This window comes from Mycobacteroides chelonae CCUG 47445, from assembly GCF_001632805.1.
Lineage (GTDB): Bacteria > Actinomycetota > Actinomycetes > Mycobacteriales > Mycobacteriaceae > Mycobacterium > Mycobacterium chelonae.
On sequence record NZ_CP007220.1, the window covers coordinates 3,645,500 to 3,664,301 of the forward strand.

Here is an 18,802-nt window from a genome sequence, read left to right on the forward strand (position 1 = left end):
CAATATCTTTCGACGGGATTGAAGATCGCGTATGTTCAGGCGCCGACGGCGTCGTCGAGCCAGTCGAACATGCGTTGATGAAACAGCAGTAAGGCCCCCTCATGGCAATGTTCGCCGGCGCCCTCAGCCTCGGTGAACTTCAGATAGGTCTTAGGGCATTGGAGGGCGTCGTAGAGCATCGAAGGCTGCCCATGGAAGAACTGGTCGTTCTCCGCCTCACATACCAGCGTCGGGCACGAAATCTTCTGGGCGACATCAGACAGGTCATACTTCTCAACCTCGTCGAGCAGCGACTGCGCGGAGTTGACTCCGAACACCCACAAAGCATTTGAGAGCACCCACCGCTGCGAACTCGGGGCCTCGGTCCGATGTGCTATCAGATTGCCCACCGCCGCGACTCGCTGAGCCGAATCCAGCTTGTGCTCGTCATGCTGTGTCTTAGGCATTCCCGCCGACAGTTTGAACACACTGTCATAAGCAACACATGCCGCGAGCCGGGGCTCGAAAGCAGCCGCCCGGGGAGCCAGATATCCGCCCATGCTCATCCCCAATAACGCGACTCGGGCGGGGTCAACTCCAGGCAGGCCGAGTGCGAAATCCAGCACGGGGGTCACCACGGCTTCCCAGTCATGACGGAACGTCACCTTGTCGGCACGCAGCGCGGCGCCCTGACCCGGCCCTTCAAAGATCAGGCAGTTCCAGCCGTAACGGCGCGCCGCCTCCCCCACCGCGAAGTACATCTCTTCGACGGTCGAATCGAATCCGCCGTGCGCGAGCAAGGTCGGCCCCCGGTCGTCCCCACTTGCGTTGAGGTAATAGCCCTCCAATTGGATTCCTTCATAGGGAATCTGCACCCGCTTCCACCGCGCCTGTATCTCCGGTGCACTGCGGAACGTCTCGACGGCGCGCGCCGAAGTGTCCAGTACACGGGGATCATTTCCCGGATCGTCGCGAAGGAAGAACTCGGCCGTTCGGTAATAGTTGGACGCACGCAGATAGGCGGTGCTAGCGCTCACCGCATGCCCGGCTGTCGCACATTCCTCTGCGATCGCGGCAATCCGGTCGGCCAGCGCGCGCCACTCGACGTACCACGACTCCCAATCGCCCACTGTGATCCGTTTCGCGGTGGTGACGACCTCGCCGATATCGGCTCCGCCGTAGGCCGTGTATCCGACCGTTCGCAGTGTCTCGAACGAGAACGACTCGTCGGTCTCGAAGATGAATCGCATGCCACCCTCCCTGTTATCGCAACGGTTAGTTGCCATAAGCTGAGAGTTGCATACCGGGATCACTAACGCAACTTATGGAGGCGATTAATGGCAAATCGGCAGACTGTGCAGGGAGTACGGACCGGTGGCCGCAGCGCGCGAGTCCGGGAGGCGATCCTCGATGCCGCCTTCGGCGAGCTGATCGAGCGCGGATACGCCGAACTGACAGTGGAAGCCGTCGCCTGCCGCGCAGGTGTCAACAAGACCACCATCTACCGGCGCTGGCCGACGCTTGAGGATCTGCTCGTAGAGGCCCTCACCGCGTGGTCGCTCGAAGCCATCCCCATTCCAGAAACCGGAAGCATCGAATCGGATCTGCTCTCGACCGGCCGGGAGCTCGCCACAGTTCTCAACGACGGCGTCGGACGCCAGGTCGCCGCGCTCGTCCTCACCGCCGGTCTCAGGTCCGCACAACTTCGCGAGGCAACCCGGCGGTACTTCGACCACCAGGTTTTGCGCGCCGCTCCCGTCGTCAGGCAGGCAATCGATCGCGGTGAACTCCCGGCCGAATGCGATGTCGATATGCTCCTCACCACGTTTCGCGCGCCGCTGTTCTACCGCACGATCACGACAGGCGATCCCATCGATGACGCGCTGATCATCCACGCCACGCAGATCACACTGACAGCGGCGCGGGCGGGTCTATTATCCCCCTGACTGGATCGCCCGCCTCACTTGATTGCCAACGCAGACACCGGACTACCCGATGCTCCGGTCAGCGGCAGCGGCGACGCCACGAACATGAACTCGTAGACGCCATCGGTTTTGGTGTCCTCGGACAGCACATCGAGATCGAACATCTCGCCGAAGGCCAGGCCCGTGTGCACCAGGCTGACCACGTGCAGCGGCTGCCATACGTCAATCTCGTTCGGCAACACCTCGATGCCCCAAGTGTCAGTAGCAACAGCCGCAATATCGTTGTCGCGCAGCCATGGAGCGGTATGTAGCGACAATCCGGGCGAGGCGCCGCCGGCGTAATCACCCCAGCTCTCGCGCCGGGCAGCCATGAAGCCGGTGCGGATGATCAGCGCGTCACCGCACCGGATCTCTAGGTTCTTCGCCGCCAGATAATCGTCCAGATCCGCTGTGGTGATGGCATAACCAGGCTCGAGTGTCTCGACACCCCAGTGTTCGGCAAGGTCGACGAACACCCCACGGGTGATGATCCTTCCTGTGTAGTTCTGCACCCCATTGCTCCGACTTCCACCAGTACCTGCGTCTGCGACGCGATGTCCGTTGTACATCTTTCCGCGCCAGAAGAAGTGACACAGCGCATCCCATTGCGTGCCGGACTGAGTGGGCATGACGAGAACGTCGTCGTAATAGCCCGCAGTGGGTTCGCCGGTGGTTTTCCGCAATTCGGTCAATGTCTGCGTCTCCACCCGTTGCTGCTCGCCAACGAGGTAACCCGGTCCCGAGGTGAGTTGGTAGAGCTGAGGGTTGACCCTTCCCAGATAACCGTTTTGAGGTCCACCGGCGTCGTAGGCCATCGTCAACGAGATAGTCTTTCCCGCCCTCACCAGCGCTGCGGCTTCGCAGATCTTCGCTTCAGTGATGAGATTGACCGTGCCCAGCTGATCCTGCGGGCCCCATCTGCCCCAGTTGGAGCATCGCTGGATGTAGCTCTCCAGCACCGCGATGTCATCTCCCATCAGAGCCGTCCGGCCCTGATGTGCGCATCGACGGCAGACCACTTAACGGGCCCGTCATCCGGTTGCACTCCAAGCGATTTGAGGAACGAGGCGCACAACACGTAGGTACCCGCCAATAAGGTGATTTCAGCAATTTCGTTGTCGGGAAAATGCTTTCGTAGCTCAGCCAGGGCATTTTCCTCGGCACCGATATTCGCAACAAGCGAGTCGACGTACCCGACCAGCGCAGTGAGTGATGAATCGCCGAACTCCCGACGCTCCGGGTCGATCAGTCCTGCCAGCAACTCCGGGGTGGTTCCGGTCCGCAAAGCCTCCGATTTATGTTGCACCAGTTGATAATCACAACCAGCGACAGCACCGACCCGAATGATGACACGCTCACGCAGCTGTGCCGTGATCTTGGCGTGGCGGAAGCTCAGCGCGTATTTCAGGTACGGGACCGTCTGTCCATGCGTGTGCAGCATCATCCGAGTCAGGTTGATCGGAAATAGCTCGTATTCCGACTCCTTCTCGTCACCGAGCTCCGGATACGGAAAAGCCGTCACGACAACCTCTTTCCACGAACGTCCATCCAGCCACCCAATCGTCACCCCTCGATGCTTATTGCAACGATTCGTCGCTATAAAACACAGGCTTGCATATGCCCCCCATTAAAGCAACCTACAGGGGCGATTATCGGGTATCAGGACACCGCCCGGATGTTTTGTTGGCCCGCCGCAACCGCAGCCAACGCGAAGACCCGGAGCCGCAGCGCCAGTGGATCGGCATCGAAAAAGTGACCGCCCGCTTGGTATTCGATGCTCACCCGCTCGCCTAGATCCGCCCACCCCGCGGTCTGTTCGGGTGTAACGAGGCGATCGCCGTCGGCGCCGATCACATGCACCGGGATGTCCAGCATGTCATCAGCGTGGTCGTGCTCGTAGAGGCCGCACATCCGCAGATCGTCGCGTATGACCGGGAGCATCGGTGCCAGCCATTCGGGACGTTTGACCAGATCCGCAGGCACCCCGCCAATCGCGTTGAGCAGCTGAACTAACTCCCGGTCTCCCAAGCTATCTACATCGATCGACGGCCTCATCCGGGGTGACCAGCTGGCAGCAACAATCAATGCTGCCGGCGCCGGGTGAGCTGAGTTCCGCACCAATCGCCGAGCCGTCAGATAGGCGAGTAACCCGCCCATGCTGTGGCCATAAAGCACGTACGGCTCACGGAAGTGCTCCACATACTCGGCCAGTAGATGATCGATCAATTCGCTCGTCGACCTGTGAATGCGGCGGCCTGTGACCGGACGGGTAGTCGGGAGCACCACCGGGACGATGTCCAGTGCCGGGCCTGCGGCGTTGTACCAGGAACGAAAGGCGGTTGCGGCGCCACCAGCGTGATGGAAGCAGAGCAGACGAGTCATGCCAGAGTCCTTTCAGATCTGCGCAACTGCGTGGCGAATCGTGCGGCACCGGCCAACAACGGATGCCGCGAAGAGCTGAACTCTGCCAACGCTGCGAGCGTCAGCAGCCGCGTATCGAGCAGATGATGCGGTGATCCATGCACGTCGTCGTAGGCAACGACGCGCGCCGAGGGCACCGCGGCGCGCAGGAGCAATGGGTCCGCGGTCGGCAGGATCTCATCCCGCAGGCTCGCCACCGCAGTGACCGGCACATCGATGGCGGCAAGCTCGCTGTCTTCGAGTGCGAGCGGTGCCAACGCCTGCGGGAGCGCCTGCTCACCGACTCGCGTGGTGGCGATGAGCGCGTCCTTGGTGGTCTGCGGCACCCGCGGCCACCATGTCGAGTCCCGGAAGAAGTGGCGGATGGGTGGTCCTACCGACAGCAGACCTCCGATGCGAGTGTCGCGCGCGGCGGCCTTCAGTGCCACAGTGCCGCCGAAGCTCAGAGCCATGGCGAACGCCGACTGGAACGGCTGCCGAACGGCCGCCGAATCCAGCAGGGCACCAAACCTTTCGGGAGCATCCAAGCCATAGGCAGCATCGTGCTCCCCCACGCCGGGCAGTTCGGTGAGAAGCACCGCCAACCCCAGCCGCCGGCCCAGACCGAACAGCGAGAACCACTGCTCTTTGATGCTTACGATGCCTCCACACACGACCAGCAGCCGCGGTGTGTCCACTGAATCGGGAGCAGGACGGTACCACGCGGCCGAGTCGCCGAGGTCAAGTCGCGTAATCCCTTGACCGGCGGCGATATCCGCGGCTATGGCAACACAACGTGTATGTGCGCGACGCCCCTCGGGCGTGCTCGGGAAGGGAAACCGGGCAAGGTTCAGCCGTGCCATTGCGCCGGCTTGGTCACCCCGCGCAAGTCGCGCGTCTGCCGCCCCCGCCCATACCGTGGCCCACCCGTGCGGGCCGTCGTCGAGGGAGTTGATACTCAGCAGGATTCGGTCGATCTCACTGGACGGGATGGCCTGTGCGCGGCCGTGCAGCCGTACCAGCTCGGCCCGTTCGCTCAGTTCGTGCATCAGTCCTCCTGCCTTCTCGCTATCGCCACTCGATACCCGCCCCCGCTCAGCGCATGGATCCGCCACGTCTGGTCGCGGTCGTCGATGACGGTGCCACGCCGGATATCCGTGCGTAGCGAGGGAAATGCCGTGCCCAACCCGGTTCCCAAGGCCTTGGTGGTCGCCTCTTTCCACGTCCACAGTTCGAGCAGCAACCGCTGGCGCTCGGGGGGCTGTGCCCGCTCGTACTCGCCCAATTCCTCGTCGTGACAGATCGCCCTTGCGAAGTCCCCTTCGTCGAGGTTTCGGTCCTGGGCCTCGACATCCACGCCCACCGGACCGCGTGTACTTACCGCCATCACCGCCGAATCGCGGGTGTGCGAGAGATTCGCATCCACCACTCGGCTGCAGCGCGAACCCCGGACTACGAAACTGGGCCGGCCCGATGTGCAGCGGCGCAGTTCGATATCTTCCACCGGCAGGTCGGCGACCCGGGCCACCACGGATTTCGCGAAATGCCGCGTCGCGGCGAACCGAGCCCTGAAGTCCTCCGATCGGGCATCCCGCCACCGGGGATAGTCGCAATCGAGAAGACGGGTCAGGCAGCGGTGCGAGGCGGGCTCCACCATCCAGTGCGCCACCTCGGCGCGGGCCACGAATACCCCTTCAGCCACTTGGGGTATCGACGATTCCGGGGCCGGAACGGTGAGCTGGTCGATCATGGGATGACTCCGGCTCGGAGAATGTCGGCCAGTGTGGTGAGCACATCAGCTGCCGCCGCACCATCGAGGGCACGGTGATCGAACGTCAAACTCAGCGGTAGTACGGAGCGCGCCTGTACTACGTAGTTCCCCTCACCGTCGGGAACACACAAGGGCCGCGGTGCGATCGCCCCCATCCCGATGGTCACCGCGGTGCCGCCATCGGAGTGGAAGGCGTGTACATCGGCATGCCCCAGACTGCTGAGCGCCACGGTGCCCAATACGCCCGAACGCCTGGACAGCCGCGTCGCGAACGCGAAGGCCCACGTGCCCAAAAACGTTGGCAATCGGTCGAGTAGACGCGACCCGGCCAGCTCGTCGAGCTCAGCGGCCGGCGTATCGCGGAGCCTGTCGACGTGCGCCTGAATTCTCTCCACGTCCAGCGACGCCACATCGCGTATAACTGCCGAGGCCACATGCCGGACGCCGCCATCGGTCTTGTCGAGCGCAAGCTTTACGTCGACCGAGCCGTACTGTGCGAGGCGCGGCGCCAACCACGATCCGCCCACCGCGACGTTGGCCTCGGGGTGTTTGGTGAGCGCCTGCCCGAGCGCGGCGATCATGTACGTCACGTAGGAGTATCGACGCGGCGCGGCGGTACGACGCTGCACCAATAGGGAGACATCGATATCGGTCGACAAGTGCACCGGGGCGGTCGGCGTGATCGCCCGCAGGAATGCCAGGGTGTGCCGTCGCCTCGGCGGCACCGGCACAACGGACGTACTCACGCGGGAACCGCCAGGCGGATGGCATCGAGGCTGGTGGCCTCCAACATCGCCGATATCGGCATGGCGCGCCCCGTCTGCTGCTCCAGGGCGGTGATGAGCTTAAGCAGATACACCGAGTCCCAGCCGGATACCTCGTCCAGAGGCGTGCTCAGGTCGGCTACTTGGATGTCAAGACCGGTCTGGTCGACTACCACAGTATGGAATTCGTTCTCGTTCATGGCTTTTCCTCTTCAGTTCAAAAGACGGTCACGGTCAGATGCGGAATAGGACCGGGCAGCGTGGCCAAGTCCCTGAGGTACGTGGTTTGGCCGCCGACCTCCTGGGTCTCGTCGGCGCCGGTCACCGCGAAGTCCGAACTCCGGAAGAAGTCGGCGGCCCGACCGTTCTTGGCGGTCCGGATGAATGTGCCCGAGGCCACGCGCGCACCACGGCGGACACCCTCGGCCAGCACAATGTGCAATGCCGCCGACTCGACGCCCCGGCCCAGCACTCGGCACGACATCGCGAAGTTCACGATGTCCAGCCGGCCGTCGTGGATCTCGGCGAACAGCGCACCCACCAAGCCGTGGTCACCGAAACGGTCGGCGCACCGGATGGTCTTGACGATGGCCTCCGGCCGCCCCAAGAACGTCTGCACGGCAGCCGGATCCAGCCGCAGGGTGGTCAGGTTGTACTGATTCGTACGCAGCGTGAGCTGCGAGAGCCTGTCGATATCGGTTGCGTCCGCCGCTCCGATGGTGACCTCGGTCTGCAAACCGGCCAGATAGTCGTCCACGGCGTTCACGGTCTGCCGAAAGCTGACGCGCTCTGCCTCTGCGCGATAGCGCTGAGGCCGCGCCCGATCATCGTCGGTCAACCGAAGGGTGGTGAAGAAGCCATCGCGCAGTAGTGCCGGCACGGTCCGCGCGGGATCGTCGGGATCGGCAGCGACGGTGCGCACCTGCGGATACGCGGCGCGCACCGACCCGCGCTCCGAGGCGTTGTCGTCCACGAATACCAGCGAGTCCAAGCCGATATTGAGAGCCTGCGCAATGCCTGCGACATTGCCCGGCTTGGGATCCCAGTTGGCAACGATGATCGCGAAATCCTCGATACCGAGCCGCACCCCGGAGTGCTCGGTCAACGCCTGTCTGACGAGTTCGTCGTCATTCTTAGAGGCGATGGCCAACAGCACCCCTTGGGAGGACAGTTGCCGTGCCGTGTCCTGAAAGTCGGCGAAAGCCTCTCCTGCACGGCCATCTCCACTAATCACCCCCAGGGGGCCGACGTCGGCGAGCACACCGCCCCATGTGGTGCCGTCCAGGTCCAGAACCAGGCATTTGGAGGTCCGGCCCAGCTGCGCCGCCACCACGGCGGCGACCTCGCGGGCGTACGCCAGCAACAGTGGATCAGTAAACCGTGAACGCGCGTAGGCAGCCATCCGAGGGTCGGTGGCAGCAGCCGGGGCGAATGCCGCCAACTGGTACATGTCCACGGCGACAAGGCCGGAAATCTCGGTACCGGCCTCCAATAGCCGCTGATTCGCGCGCGCCCACGCAGCCGTCATTCGGGTGCGGGCTGGTAGGTCGAGCAGCATCGCCGAACGTTCGGGCGGTAGCAGCAGCGTCGGAAGGACAATCGGGGTTGACGAGTGCCCACGGAAGACCCTGATCGCCGCGAGGAGCTCATCGACAAATCCGGTGACAGCTTCTTCGACAGATGCGGAAGTAAAGGGAATCGCCACACGTTCGAATACCGAGGCACCGTCCGGCAACAACACCACAATGGTGGCGTCGGAGTTCCCCAGCGGGCTCTCCGGGTCGAGCAGTTCGGGGACAATGCGCCCGTAGTCGCCGAGCTCGACTGTCGCTGCCACCCCCCGAGCCGCCAAGGCCCCCTGCAGCGGAGCCCTGACCGGACCCAGCGTCGATGTTCCGGCGACGGCAACATGTGCAGTCGGGGTTCCCGCCGGGAGCTCGTCGAGGACCAGCCTGCGCAACGCCGCACCCGCCCGTGCGACTGCGTCATCGCCTGCTTCGACGAGGGACGCCACCACATCAGGGAAGGCCACCGCGCGCGACACCGTGGCGGTATCTGCACTCATGCGACACCCTCCAGAACCATGCCACCCTCAATCCACTTGCTGGATTCGATGGCGACCACAGCCGCACGCTCACCTGGCTGCACTTCCCGACTCAGTGCGTCGATTTGCAAGAACGGCAACGCATTTCCGTTGTTGCCCGTATCAGCCACCACCGTGATCTCGCGACTGTTCGGCGCAATGTCCATTTGCTTGACTACGCGCTGGGTCATCTTTCCGCTGAGCTGTGGCGGAAGCAGATAGTCGAGATCTTCCCGCTGCAGTCCGGCGGTGGCGAGCAGATCGGTAAGTACATCCTTGGAAAGCAGTGGAACCCAGTGTTCGATGGCTTTGTAGTCCTCGTTCAAGCCCGGTTGTTGCAGGTGCCGGTCAGCCAGTCCGAACCATTCGATCTGCTGACCAGGATCGCGACCGAGACCGCTGAACCGATTCACCAGCGCGGTGATTCCCAGCTGCGCATCGGTGTCGTCCAGCGAGAGCACCGCGGCACCCGCACCGTCGCCAAACAACACAAAGTTGACCAGTTCTGACGGAGGCATCGCCGAACTGGACTCACGGTCAAGCGGTAGGTGCTTGTAGCAAGCGTCGGCGCCAATCACCAGGCCCAGCGGGCGCTCCTCGGTAAGCAGGTGACTCCCCACATCGAACGCTGCCACCGCACCAGAGCATCCGGACTGGAGCTGGAACGTGGGAATCCGGTCCAGGCCAAGGGCGTCGGCGACGAGGTTGGCCGAGGTCGGCATCAGATGGTCGGGAGTTGCCGTGCCGAGCACCAGGAAACCGATTTCGGATGGATCGATATCCGCACGGCTCAGCGCTTGACGCGCAGCGCTGGTGGCCATGTCTGCAAGCGAATGTGTCTGCTCGCCGGTTGCAAGATTGATCCCGAAATGCCTTGTGCGGGTTCCGACAAACGTATCGATCCATTCCGGCTGCGCACCGATGCGCTCGCACAGCGACCGGTTGTCGATCGCTGGACCGGGAAGCGCGGTGCCTGTGCTGAGAATGTACGTCGTGCGGCTCATTTCTCCTCTTATCTATGCGATATTGATGCGGCGATCAGATGCCAATGCTGGTGCGTTCGGGGTGTGCTACGCCCGCTGTCCCGGCGACGAGCTTCGTGAGATCGGCAATGGTGGTCAGGTTGTCCTGGATTGCCACCGGGTCGAGACGCGGCATGTCCAGCTCGTTGACGATGCGGTCAGCGAACTGCATCGCCTGCACCGAGTCGAAGCCGAGATCGTCGCGCAGATCGGCGGCAGCGTGCAGCGCCTCCTCACGGTGGCCGCCTACATCGGCGAGGACCCGGATCACGGCTCGGTGCACCAGTCCCGCCTCCGATTCCAGCTCACCGTCAAGCATCTCCTCCCCGGCGACTTCGCGCACGGGAGCCGTTGTGGTACGAACGCTTTGGGTATGCGCTACCGGTCCAGCGGTAGCCGCGGAGGCAAAGAACCGCTCCTCGTCGGCGAAAACGTACCCGGGCAGGCGAGTGATCACCCGGTCGTGCTCGGCGTACAGCGGACGCCAATCGATATCCACCCCGCCTTGCCAGAGCGTCGCGAGCGCGTCAGCGAGATCGAGACCTGTTGCGGTAGAACCCGGAACCGGTGCGATGCGCTGAGTCTCCGGTACCAGGTCGGCCTCCGCTAGCAGTCCCAGAAGGGTAGCCCGGGGGCCGATCTCGATGATGTGTGACGGCCCTACCTCAGCCAATGCCCTTGCAGCACCGAGGAAATCGACAGTTCCGCGCAACTGGGTACGCCAGTAGTCTCCGGTGAAGTCGGCCGCCTCCGCCGGGGCACCAGTAACCGACGAAATGACAATCGCAGCCCCCAGCGCCTCGGCCGGCTGCGGCGCCGCCGCGGCGAGTTCGCCCGCGACCGGCTCCATCGCCGGCGAATGGAACGCATGCGAGACGATCAGCTCTCGGGTGCGCACTCCTCGTTCACTGAGATTGGCGTTGACTTCCGCGATGCGATCCACCGGTCCCGAGAACGTCACACTCTCGGGACCGTTGACCGCCGCCAACGCGACTGGGCCCGAAACGAACTCGGCGGCCTCCTGTGCCGAAAGCCGTGCCGCAAGCATCGTGCCACCGGTCGGTAGAGCACCCATCAGGGCACCGCGCTTGACAACCAACGCCGCAGCTGCCGCGGGATCCAGCACACCGGCGGCCGCGCAGGCGGCAATCTCCCCCACGCTGTGCCCCAGCACCACATCCGGACGCACGCCGTGGGCGGCGAATGTCGCCGTCAGGGCGTACTGCAGTGCGAACAGCGCGGGTTGCGCCACCGCAGTGTCGTCGAGCGACCTGCCGAGGTGGTCCTCGCCGATCTCGATCGCCCGCACCACCGAGCTGCCAAAGTGAGGCTTGAGCAATGCATCGGCTTCAGCCAGCGCGGCGGCGTAGCCCGCATGCTGGTCGCGCAGCGCCAGGCCCATCTCGCGGTACTGCGACCCCTGCCCTGTGTAGACGAACGCGATGCGCGGCCGTCGGCGCTGGGTCCGCTCGCTACGCCGCGCCAGGCGATGCAGCGCCAACTCGGTTTCTCCAGCAAGGTCAGCGCCATCGCGCGTCACCAGCGCTATCCGCTGCGTCCCACCAGATTTAACCTGATTCGTGGAATAGCAATAACGCGGCCAATGGTCGATGTCACCGAAACCCGCGACCAGTCGGACGAGATTACGGCGCAAGGCGGCGGCATTGTTACCTGATACCGTCAGCACCCCGATGCCCCCGGGCCGGATCGGTCGTCGCACTCGCGGCGCCGACCCGATAATCACATGCACATTGGTGCCTCCGAGACCGAAGCTGCTCACACCCGCGAGAAGGTCTCCGCGAGGCAGTTTCTCAGCCGATACCGCGAGCTTGAGGTTGCGCTCGGCGAGATTCAATGCCGGGTTCTCGTCATCGGCAAACAGGCTCGGCGGCACCGTACGGTGATGCATCGAAAGGCATGCCTTGATGAATCCGGCGATCCCCGCGGCACCCTCGGTGTGCCCGATGTTGCCCTTCACCGATCCGACCACCAACGGACCCCGGCCTGCGCGGTCTCCGCAGGTCGCGCCAAGGGCCTGTGTCTCGATCAGATCGCCCAGGGTTGTCCCCGTGCCGTGCGCTTCGACGAAATGCAGATCCGCACCGGTACGGCCGGCGTTGCGCAGCGCCGCCGCGATCACCCTTTCCTGTCCGCGGCGGGTGGGCGCGGTGATGCCGTTGCTGCGGCCGTCCTGTCCGACAAAACTGCCCTGAACGGTGGCATACGGCACCGGGGCGTCAACGGGACGGTCCTCGGATCGGCGCAGCACGACCACGCCCACACCCTCGCCGCGACCTATGCCACCACCGGATTTCGCGAAGGGACGGCAACGTCCGTCGGGTGCCGACAACCCCGCCTGCGTGTAGAAGATCGACAGGATCGGCGTGAGCATCAGGTTGACTCCGGCCACGATCGCCAGGTCACATTCACCGGCCCGCAACGCGCCGGCCGCGAGATGCACCGCAGTCAGGGAAGACGAGCAGGCCGTGTCTACCGACATGCTTGGCCCCGTCAGGTCCAGCGCGTACGACACCCGGTTAGCCAGCATGCAGTAGCCGTTGCCGACACCACGCTGCGGTGTCATCCCGGCATAGTCGGTCAGATGCAGCGCACCCCAATCACTCGACATCACACCGACGAATACCCCGGTGGTCGAACCCCGGAGCGATTGCGGATCCACTCCGGCGTCCTCGAGCGCGTGGTAGGCGGCCTGCAGCACTAAGCGTTGCTGAATATCGGCAGCCGCCGCTTCACTCGGGGCTATCCCGAAGAACCCGTGATCGAAACGCTCAGGGTCGTCGATGAAGGCCCCGTGACGCGTGTTGATCTTCCCTGTGTCGTATGGCGGTGTAGAGGACACGAAATCATCTGCCCACCAACGATCTTCAGGAACAACACGGGTTCCGTTACGGCCACGCAGCAGCAGATCCCAGAAGGCATCCACGCCGTCGGCTCCGGGGAATCGGCAGGCTATGCCTGTGACGTCGATTTCCATGGCACCTAAGCCTTTGCGCGCAGCAGGGTATCCAAATGCCCGGACATAGCGTCAACGGTCGGATAGTCCCACGCGAGAGTCGGCTCGACCGTCAGGCCGAACTCGTCCTCGATTTCACCGCAGAGCGTCAGGGCGTATACCGAATCCAGTCCATAGTCGGCAAGGCTGCGGTCGCGATCTACCTGATCGACGGTGATCGACAAGTAGCCTGCGATCTTTCCGGCCAACCAGTCGTCGAGAGCGGGTGCGGTCATCGTTTCCTCTTTCGGTTCGGTATTGGGTGTGGTTTCGGTTCAGGTGAATTCAGCTCACAGGGCAGGAATCGAGCGAGGCAACTCATGCCCGTCGAGCAATAACGAGCGCGAGCCGGCGAGGTGTCGGTCGATCCGCTGCACCACCACGTCGACGTCTGCGGGATCGATCGCCGCGCGACCGCGCCGGTGCGCCGCGACAGCTGCGATCGCGATCCGCACCCAGGCGTCCGCGAACTCCGTCCGGCCGGATTCCCGTACCGCCAGTGCCGCGGCTACGACGAATCGCTTTGTGAACTGCTCGGCCAGGTCGAATGCGGCCGGCGGTGCGGTCACACCTAGCGCGGACGCGGGCATCGCCTCTGCCGCGCCGCGCAACCGTTCCAGGATCCGTGCCTGTTCTTCGACGAGGTCACCCACACCCGGGATAGGTAGCGGTGTGGCAGCAGGAGTCCACGACACGATGGGATCCGGTGCGCCACTGCGCAAAACGAGTTGCGAGAAGTCCAACCGGGGCAGCCGTGCGGCGGCTGCTGGAAGAGGGTCGGCAACGCCCGGCTGGAGCAGATGGCGAACCTGCGGGAGCAGCGCGAGCAAGCAGGAGGTGCTGCCGGCGTGGCCGATGCCCACCGGCGCCAAGTCCCGGTAGTGCTTTCCGAAGAGCGCAAACGGTCCCGTACGTAGGTAGAACCGCGCACCCAGTACCACCGCGAGGTGTTCCATCGCGTACTCAAGCAACAGCGGCGCCGCGTATTTGACCGAAGCCGCCTGCGCACCGGCATGCTGCGGCGAGGTGTGCAGGCCCCCTGCCGCCGTCGTCACGGCAGCCTCTACCGCCAGTAGTAGTGACTGCGCGATCGCGAGATTGGTACGGGCATGGGGAATCTGGTCGACACGACGGCCGTACACGACACGCTGCCGCGCGAAGGAGGCCGCCAAGTGCAGCGCCACGTCTACCGGGCCCAGACCTGCACCTGCCATCACCACCCGGCTGACCTGGAACGATTTCAGTGCGATCTCGATGCCGTGCCCCTCGGGGCCGATGCGGTCTTCGACACCCACCGGATGGTCGGTGAACTCCAGGCCACCCAGCTGCGCGGTTCGCAGCGCCGTGGTGCGGAATCGATCGAGCCGCCTCACATTGTCGAGGTCCGCCAGAAACAGCGAATGACTCCTGCCCGGGCGGTCCGAGGTGCGGGCGAAGACGACGGCCGTACTGGCGCGACCCGCGTTGTTGATGACCTCTTTGCATCCCGATAGCCGGTAGCCACCGGCCGTCGCATCAGCACGAACTTCGTTGGCCGCCATGTCATTTCCATGGTCGAGTTCGTGATAAGCCACCGATAGAGGCGCACCGGTCAATATCTGATCCGCGACCCGGCGCCGCTGCCGATCGTCTCCGCTGTGCCACACATTGAGCGCCGCCATCAGCGTGGTGACACCGAATCCCAGGCCCAGTCCCATATCGCGCCCGAACACCGGGGCCAGGACGCGCACCAGCGACGGGATGTCGACAAGGTCACCGCCCAGCTCGACGGGAACGAACATGCGCTGTAGTCCCAGATCAGCGAGCACCTGATAGGTCGCCGAGGCGCGCTCGGCACGCTCATCCGCCGCCAGAATCGCAGCGGCACCGTACGGATTGGCAGGGCAGAAGGGATCACCGAGTGCCTCATCCAGATCGGTTGCTGTAATGGATATCGCCGTGGTCATACTCGATCTCCTGCCTCGTCATCGAGCACGTTCGCCAGCACGCTGAAACCCTTATCTGCGCGATTCAGCAATTCGAGTGCGGCAATGGCGGCATCGTGGTCGCCGTCAGGTCCGGACGGCGGAGCCGCGGGATCCGCCCCGGCAAGTGCCCGGGGCAGCGCCAGCCGCAGCCACAGGCCGGACTGCCACAACGGCGAATCGACGGTCCCCGCGTAGGCGAGATAGACATGCACCGCCGCGGCCCCGGCGATTGCCGCGGCAAGGCGCTCGGCAAGCACGAAGCTCGCATTCGGCGTCTCTGCGGGGTTACGTGGCGCATCGGCCGCCTCCCGCAGGATGTCCCGCGAGACGGCGACGAGCGCCGATGCCGTACGCATGCACTCGTCGGGCAGATCGTGGCTGTTGAGCTGGATGACCGCATCGGCAAGCGCACGCAGCAGCGTCGATCCGGACCGGCTCATGAGTGACAGCCGGCTCAGGTCTGCCGCGGGTGTCGCCGCGATCACGGCCGCAGAGTCGGCGGGCATGTCGTCCCGGCCGATCACCGGGAACTGGGTGATCAGGGTGCTGAGGTTGACCACGGTGTTCCCGTCGAACAGGGAAACGATGCGATGGTCGCGCTCCACCCGGCTCAACGACGGAGCGCTCGGGTCATCGGAGTCGAGTACAGCCCGCGCCCCGACGAACGAGCGCAACGCGGCCAGCAGCGCCTCTGTACGAGTCGGCACCAGGTATTTGGCTGCGGCGGCATGAAGCGACAATTCGGCGGGCAGGGTGTGGATCGAACGGATCGCGGCACAGGTGATCGCCTCGTTAAGCAGATGATCGGCGAAGGCGTCAGTGAGTACCCGTCGCGCCTGTGGCAGATCAATCAGTCTGCGTCCGTATAGTTCTCGTTCAGACGCGAACGAGACGGCCGTGTGCAGTCCACGTTCGGCGGCACCCACCGAAAGACTGCAGCACAGGGTGCGCGTCAGCTGCAGGGCCTTCATCACGTTCTCCAGGCCGCGCCCGGGTTGACTCAGGATGTCGGCGTCATCGATCGGCACGCCGTCGAATTCGATACCGGATATGTCGGCACCGCGGATGCCGTGGGTGAGTTCTTTGGGCAGGTGCCGAAATGTCGACCGCGCTCCGAGTCCGGACACTGCTGTCTTATCGACCAGTACGAGATCGAACCCCCGGGGTCCGCCGGATGCGGAAGTTCGGACGATGGCCACTACCGCGCCGCCGCGGGTGGCGTTGTTGATGAGCCACTTCGCCCCCGAGAGCCTCCCATTCTCTATGGCGACGTCTCCGGCAAGCAGATCCGAGCCATGCTCGCGCTCGGTGAGACCCCAGCTGACCGGTACTCCCGACCGAACCAGCTCGGCGAGGCGGGCGCGCTGCTCGCCGCTCGCACCGATCCAGGCCGTCGCAGCGCCGAGAAAAGTCTTGGCATGGGCGACCGCCAGCGTCACACTGCGGCGAGCCAGGACGCGAATGAGTTGAGATACCTCGAGATAGTCAGCCAGACGACCGCCGTCGGCGGCCGGCACGTAGTACTCGGCGACACGAAGACGGTCAAGGATCGCGATGGCGTCGGCTGGAAACGTATCATCCCGGTCCTGTGCTGCCAGCACTGCGAAACCGGCGGGGTTATCGGGGTCGCGGGCATCGCCCAGGGCAGCCTCGACCGTGTCGACAATCTCGAAGCGTCGCGGTGCCACGAGCGTGATCGATGTCGTCACCGGACGTCCCCACCGGCGGAGGCCAGCCGCGGATCCGCAAACACCGTGATCCGGCCCTTCTCGTAGGAGGCTCGCATATGGGTTCTACGGATCTTGCCACTGGTGGTACGGGCTACCTCCCCCTTGGCCACCAGCACCAGATCGCTGAGCGGGGTGGCGAATTCGGCGAATATCGCGGTGCGTACCGCCGCGAGCACGTCGTCAAGAGAGGCATCACCAAGGTTCTCCGGACGGATCTCGTGAACCAGTACGAGCCGCTCAGGGGTGCCAACCGCGAATGCCGCGCCCACCCCGCGTGCCAGCGCCGGGGCGGCCGCACGCGCGGCCGCCTCGATGTCATGGGCGTAGAGATTGCGGCCGTTGACGATAATGACGTCCTTGGTGCGACCGGTGATGAAGAGGTTGCCATCGACCAGGGTGCCCAGGTCCCCGGTACGCAACCAGCCGCCCGTGCCGCCGATCGGTGTCGCGCCGAATATCTCGGCAGACAACTCCGGAAGGTTCCAGTACCCAGCAGCCACACTCGTTCCGCGCAGCCAGATCTCGCCGATTTCACCGTCGGGAAGAGGTGCACCGTCGGCTCCGACGACCGAAACTTCGATACCGCCAACGCGGCCGCTGGCAACCAGCACTCGGGAGCGTGGCACCCCTTCGTCCGCGACCACCAACCGATTTTCGGCAAGCGCCTCCCCGTCGACAACGGCGGTGGTAACCGGCGTGCCGTGCGGGTCGCCAGTCACGAATAACGTGGCTTCGGCAAGCCCATACACCGGAGTGACCGCATGCTCCGCGAGTCCGAACGGAGCCAGCAGCGTGGTGAACCGCTCGATAGAAGCCCACTGCACGGGCTCTGATCCGTTGAGTAACGACCGTACGGACGACAGGTCCACACCCTCGAGCGCCTCTTGCGTGCAGCGCCGTGCCACCAGGTCGAAGGCGAAGTTCGGTGCCACTCCGACGGTCGCCCGGTACTTCGACATGGCCCGGATCCACTGGATGGGATGCTTGATAAACGTGACGGGTGACAGGAAACGCGAAGTGCCACCATAGAATAACGGCCAGAGCAGCATGCCGATCAGCCCCATGTCATGAAACTGCGGCAACCAACTGAGCATCGAGAACGACGGGTCACTCTCGATGCGGGCTCCGAGTTCCTGCTCGTTGTGGACGAGGTTCCCGTGGGTGACGATCACACCCTTCGGGGCATTGGTCGAACCCGACGTGTACTGCAGGAAGGCGGTATCGGAAGGCGCCGACCGCACCGGGACGAATTCGCGCCCCAGCTCGACCTGAATGGTATCGGTGGCGATGAGCGCGATCGGCGTGGGCAGCGCATCGGCCCATCCCGCGATAAGTGGCGCAACCGACGACTCCGTCAGCACAACGCGTGTGCCCGCGTCCGCGATGATTCCGGCAAGACGGTGTTGCGCCTTGTCACGACCATCAGGCAGAGGCGCGGGAACTGCGACGACTCCGGCAGCCAAGCAGCCAAGGAACGCCGCGACGAATGGCAGCCCGGGCGGATACAGCAGCAGGGCACGGTCCCCAAGCTCCAGGTCTTCGCGAAGGCGTGCGGCCACCGCAGTGGCATGACTTACGAGTTCGGCATAGGTCCACGCGCACTCCGCCAGTTCGCCGGCACCTTCTTCCAGGTAGCCCAGGGCAATCCGATCCGGTTGTCGGGCAACCCATTCGGTGACGGTGGTGAAGTAGTCGGTGAAATCGCGCGTCGTCTGCATGTTACTTTCTGCCCTTCCGTTTCCTCTGACTTGGCCCGTCTCGCAATGATCGGCATCCGCTGGACGATCGGACGCCTTCAGCGACACCTAAGTAGCGAATTTTGTTGGTAATAGCCCGATCTCAGCGGCCAGCCGTTGCGATGCGGCCAGTACCCGCACTTCGGCGATGCGATGCGGATGGGGGGCGGATACGCGCGGGGTGTTATCACGCACCGCCACTGCGGCTTGATGTGCCATTCCAGAGCATCCTTTGACCGAGGCCAAACCCCACCGCGCCGTGGAAGTACTTACCCGATCGCCCAGAAGTTCGATCCAGTCGGCAGGTATCCGAGAACCTTTGCCAGGCTCGCCCCGCCTACTACCAGATGTTCACATCTTGCAGCGATCGTTT

The 18,802-nt window shown here is 64.2% G+C and carries 17 protein-coding genes; 1 reads left to right on the top strand and 16 read right to left on the bottom strand.

The window, feature by feature from the left end; genetic code table 11:
• Nucleotides 1-35: 35 nt before the first annotated feature.
• The gene (locus BB28_RS17865; RefSeq protein WP_046254476.1) at nucleotides 36-1,229 is read right to left on the bottom strand and encodes an alpha/beta hydrolase family protein; all 1,194 of its coding nucleotides are present in this window, start codon (nucleotides 1,227-1,229) and stop codon (nucleotides 36-38) included.
• A gap of 87 nt (nucleotides 1,230-1,316) precedes the next feature.
• Here BB28_RS17865 and BB28_RS17870 point away from each other — a divergent pair, with 87 nt between their 5' ends.
• Nucleotides 1,317-1,925 carry a TetR/AcrR family transcriptional regulator gene (locus BB28_RS17870; protein ID WP_046254477.1) on the top strand — a complete coding sequence of 203 codons (609 nt, stop codon included), beginning with the start codon at nucleotides 1,317-1,319 and terminating at the stop codon, nucleotides 1,923-1,925.
• Nucleotides 1,926-1,939: 14 nt separating this feature from the next.
• Here the strand turns inward: BB28_RS17870 and BB28_RS17875 are convergent, their stop codons facing one another.
• The 15 genes from BB28_RS17875 to BB28_RS25140 all read right to left on the bottom strand — a co-directional run bounded on the left by BB28_RS17875 (nucleotide 1,940) and on the right by BB28_RS25140 (nucleotide 18,648).
• Complete coding sequence (locus BB28_RS17875) at nucleotides 1,940-2,920, bottom strand: cyclase family protein (protein WP_046254478.1); 981 nt, start codon at nucleotides 2,918-2,920, stop codon at nucleotides 1,940-1,942.
• Nucleotides 2,920-3,465 carry a carboxymuconolactone decarboxylase family protein gene (locus tag BB28_RS17880; protein ID WP_046255948.1) on the bottom strand — a complete coding sequence of 182 codons (546 nt, stop codon included), beginning with the start codon at nucleotides 3,463-3,465 and terminating at the stop codon, nucleotides 2,920-2,922. Before BB28_RS17880 ends, BB28_RS17875 begins: the two co-directional genes overlap by 1 nt.
• Before the next feature lie 137 nt (nucleotides 3,466-3,602).
• Entirely contained in the window at nucleotides 3,603-4,325 is a 723-nt protein-coding gene (locus BB28_RS17885) for a thioesterase II family protein (protein WP_046254479.1), read from the bottom strand.
• Nucleotides 4,322-5,392, bottom strand: coding sequence for an alpha/beta fold hydrolase (locus BB28_RS17890; RefSeq protein ID WP_046254480.1), 1,071 nt, complete (start codon nucleotides 5,390-5,392; stop codon nucleotides 4,322-4,324). Before BB28_RS17890 ends, BB28_RS17885 begins: the two co-directional genes overlap by 4 nt.
• Nucleotides 5,392-6,093, bottom strand: a complete 702-nt coding sequence (locus BB28_RS17895; protein ID WP_046254481.1) for a 4'-phosphopantetheinyl transferase family protein — start codon at nucleotides 6,091-6,093, stop codon at nucleotides 5,392-5,394. The genes BB28_RS17890 and BB28_RS17895 overlap by 1 nt, the downstream gene beginning before the upstream one ends.
• Nucleotides 6,090-6,860: a 2-oxo acid dehydrogenase subunit E2 gene (locus BB28_RS17900; protein WP_046254482.1), complete on the bottom strand. Its 771-nt coding sequence runs from the start codon at nucleotides 6,858-6,860 to the stop codon at nucleotides 6,090-6,092. The genes BB28_RS17895 and BB28_RS17900 overlap by 4 nt, the downstream gene beginning before the upstream one ends.
• Complete coding sequence (locus tag BB28_RS17905; protein WP_046254483.1) at nucleotides 6,857-7,078, bottom strand: acyl carrier protein; 222 nt, start codon at nucleotides 7,076-7,078, stop codon at nucleotides 6,857-6,859. Before BB28_RS17905 ends, BB28_RS17900 begins: the two co-directional genes overlap by 4 nt.
• A gap of 17 nt (nucleotides 7,079-7,095) precedes the next feature.
• Nucleotides 7,096-8,943: an HAD-IIIC family phosphatase gene (locus BB28_RS17910; protein ID WP_046254484.1), complete on the bottom strand. Its 1,848-nt coding sequence runs from the start codon at nucleotides 8,941-8,943 to the stop codon at nucleotides 7,096-7,098.
• Nucleotides 8,940-9,965, bottom strand: coding sequence for a 3-oxoacyl-ACP synthase III family protein (locus BB28_RS17915; protein WP_046254485.1), 1,026 nt, complete (start codon nucleotides 9,963-9,965; stop codon nucleotides 8,940-8,942). The genes BB28_RS17910 and BB28_RS17915 overlap by 4 nt, the downstream gene beginning before the upstream one ends.
• A gap of 34 nt (nucleotides 9,966-9,999) precedes the next feature.
• Nucleotides 10,000-12,978 (bottom strand): type I polyketide synthase, encoded by a 2,979-nt coding sequence (locus BB28_RS17920; protein ID WP_046254486.1) that lies wholly within the window; start codon nucleotides 12,976-12,978, stop codon nucleotides 10,000-10,002.
• Between the two features lie 5 nt (nucleotides 12,979-12,983).
• Complete coding sequence (locus BB28_RS17925; protein WP_046254487.1) at nucleotides 12,984-13,232, bottom strand: acyl carrier protein; 249 nt, start codon at nucleotides 13,230-13,232, stop codon at nucleotides 12,984-12,986.
• A 54-nt stretch (nucleotides 13,233-13,286) separates the two neighbouring features.
• A complete protein-coding gene (locus BB28_RS17930; protein WP_046254488.1) occupies nucleotides 13,287-14,942 on the bottom strand; it encodes an acyl-CoA dehydrogenase family protein in 1,656 nt (551 codons plus the stop codon).
• Nucleotides 14,939-16,672: an acyl-CoA dehydrogenase family protein gene (locus BB28_RS17935; protein WP_046254489.1), complete on the bottom strand. Its 1,734-nt coding sequence runs from the start codon at nucleotides 16,670-16,672 to the stop codon at nucleotides 14,939-14,941. The genes BB28_RS17930 and BB28_RS17935 overlap by 4 nt, the downstream gene beginning before the upstream one ends.
• A complete protein-coding gene (locus tag BB28_RS17940) occupies nucleotides 16,669-18,411 on the bottom strand; it encodes a fatty acyl-AMP ligase (protein WP_046254490.1) in 1,743 nt (580 codons plus the stop codon). Before BB28_RS17940 ends, BB28_RS17935 begins: the two co-directional genes overlap by 4 nt.
• Nucleotides 18,412-18,498: 87 nt before the next feature.
• Nucleotides 18,499-18,648 (bottom strand): hypothetical protein, encoded by a 150-nt coding sequence (locus tag BB28_RS25140; protein ID WP_157889444.1) that lies wholly within the window; start codon nucleotides 18,646-18,648, stop codon nucleotides 18,499-18,501.
• Nucleotides 18,649-18,802 lie beyond the last annotated feature (154 nt).